This is a genomic window from Sulfuricurvum sp., from assembly GCF_028688295.1.
Taxonomy (GTDB): domain Bacteria; phylum Campylobacterota; class Campylobacteria; order Campylobacterales; family Sulfurimonadaceae; genus Sulfuricurvum.
Window position 1 is genome coordinate 1 of sequence record NZ_JAQTYM010000134.1, and the last position, 2,691, is coordinate 2,691.

General features: G+C 40.9%; 1 protein-coding gene. It reads right to left on the reverse strand.

Going from position 1 to position 2,691, the window contains the following annotated elements; all coding sequences use genetic code 11:
• Positions 1 to 201: 201 nt before the first annotated feature.
• Positions 202 to 2,553, reverse strand: coding sequence for a Tn3 family transposase (locus tag PHR02_RS13550; RefSeq protein WP_299992838.1), 2,352 nt, complete (start codon positions 2,551 to 2,553; stop codon positions 202 to 204).
• Positions 2,554 to 2,691 lie beyond the last annotated feature (138 nt).

Here is a 2,691-nt window from a genome sequence, read left to right on the forward strand (position 1 = left end):
TAAAAACGACAAAGAATTTAAAACTTTACTGAATTTTTTATAAGCCTTTAGAATCGATTGTCCCATACAAAGTACATTCACGAATCTAAAAATCATTTCTCGCTCAAATATGCGATATGATCTTTAAGGGGTCACGTGCCGAAACGGATAGAATCGTACGCTAAGAGCTAAAAACTGTAAATTTTATCATTTTTTCGTACGCTAAGGCTCCATACGCCAGACATAATCGCCTGTCAGATTAATATGCTCCCATCCTAGAGGTGAAAAATACTTCAAAAACTCATCCGGAATTTCAATTTCTTTTTTAGCCTGTTCAATCGCTTTCTCCAAATAGACAGTATTCCAAAGAATAATCGCAGCCACGATCAGGTTCAGACCAGATGCACGGTATAGTTGATTTTCGAAAGTTCTATCACGAACTTCCCCTAATCGATTAAAAAATACGGTACGCGCCAAGGAATTTCTCGCTTCACCTTTGTTGAGACCAATTTGGACTCTACTCCGGAGTGATGGGTTCTTGAGCCATTCAAGTATAAAAAGTGTTCGTTCAATCCGACCAACATCGCGAATAGCAAGTGCAAGACGATTTTGCCTTGGATAAGACGCAAGCTTGCGGATCAACAGTGACGCTGAAGCTGTACCTATTTTGATAGAAGCGGCTAATCTAAGGACATCATCCCAGTTTTGCTGCATATCTTTTATTTTGAGGGAACCGGTGATGATATTGTTAAATTTCTCTGGAACTTCAACTCCTTCTAATGCAAAGAGCTTCGTATCGGCTATATCTCGAATTCTGGGAGCAAATTTAAATCCAAGCAGATGACACAACGCAAACACATGATCAGTGAAACCAGCTGTATCGGTATAATGTTCTTCAATCTTTAAATCTGATTCGTGATAAAGCAGTCCGTCAAGAACATATGTAGCATCTCTGGCATTTGCGTGGATAATCTGGGTATGAAATGGAGAATACTGATCACTGATATGAGTGTAAAATACCACTCCGGGCTGAGTGCCGTACTTTGCGTTGTACCCACCTAACGCGTCCCCTGTCCCTCCGGTGGGAAATCGCTGACCATCTGATGAAGAGGTTGTACCGTCTCCCCAATTCTTGACCAGCGAAGTTTGGTGATGATGGTTGGTTATTTGCGCCAATGCACTTGAATAATTTTCATCCCGAATATACCAATCAGATGCACTTCTAAGTCTTCCGACGGATATATCGGCGCAAGCATCCGCCATCTTTTGATGCCCTAGATTGATACCATCAGATAGTATCGCCGCAAATAGTGCTTTTTTATCTGTAGATGTCATTCCAGAGCGCAGATGGGTAAACTGATCGGAGAATTTTGTCCAAGTATCTACCTCGATGAGCAAGTCGGTTATTTTAATTCGTGGGAGTAAATTGGCTACATAGCGTATGATATTAGTCGCTTCTTTTGGAGCGCCGTCTGTGCGATAAGGTTTAATCGAATAACCATTTTGTGTAAACTCAACATCGGCAATTGTACCGTCTTTAATCATATCTGAAAGCTCATCGATACTCTCACCCAGTTGCTTTTGGCGATTTATCAAATACCTTGAAAAGTCGATTTCCACGGCGATAGGTAGATTGTTTTGAGATTTCATCTCGCTGTAGCTATGACGTGTCATCAAATAGCTGTCGAAATCAAGATATTGTTTACTCCCCTCAATCCAAATGTCTCCTGAACGGAGTCTATTTTTTAGCTCGCTGAGTGCACACAGTTCATAATATCGCCGATCCATCCCTTCCTCAGTATAGATAAAAGGTTTCCATCGAGAGGGGATAAAAGTAACCGGCGCATCCTCGGGGAGTTTTCGTTTATTTTTTGAATTGAGTTCTTGAAGCAATCTGATCGCATCCATGACATCCCCTCCGCCCGCGGAGGCTTTAAAATCAAACTCTTCTAAAAAACGGGATGTATATTTGCGCATCTGTACGTAGTGGGTTTCTATGAAAGCCAAATGGTCTTGTTTGATAGGTTCTGAGAGGCTAGTAGCCTCTTGTACAGACTGCAAAAACGAATCCCATCCGATGTGCAAATCGATAGATTCCCATGGATTTGCTCCGTTGTTTCTAGATTCAATCAAAAGTTGTGAGGTGCGGGAGAAAAACCGTATAAGCTCTTTTGCCTTTTTGTCCCCATCTTGGATTGTTTGATGAAATCGGTTCTGACTTCGCCGCATCAGTGAACCAATAATACGATCATGCATAGTGATCGCATCATCAATAAGAGCTTTTTGAATTTCAAGAAGAGTAATGGCTATGAGGGTATAACGGCGCTTTGGTTCATACTGACGAAGATGGCTAATGGAGATTCGGTACCCTTCACGACTGTATTGCTGCATTCGGATTTGCGATACTCTACTAGAAATAGTTTCGGAAATTTCAAGCCTCTTGATTGTTTGCAGCCGTTCCATAATAACGAGCATATTAGCGGATGTTGGACGTGACTCACTTTGCCTAAGCCATGAAAAAATACTTTGGCCGACAGACACGTCAAACGCAAGCAAGTCATCGAGTAATTGCATGTTCTTCTTATTTACTCAACTTTCGCACATAGATTTTGAAGTTTAATCTATCTACGAAAGCCCATAAATAGGCACTTTTAACTATAATTTTGTTCTCTACAACATCATTATAAAGGGCTTTTTTATGAGTCTTGATAA

What these genes read in the sequence shown, in the direction of transcription:
- PHR02_RS13550 (WP_299992838.1), bottom strand. Translation starts at nt 2,553, where the DNA reads ATGCAATTACTCGATGACTTGCTTGCGTTTGACGTGTCTGTCGGCCAA.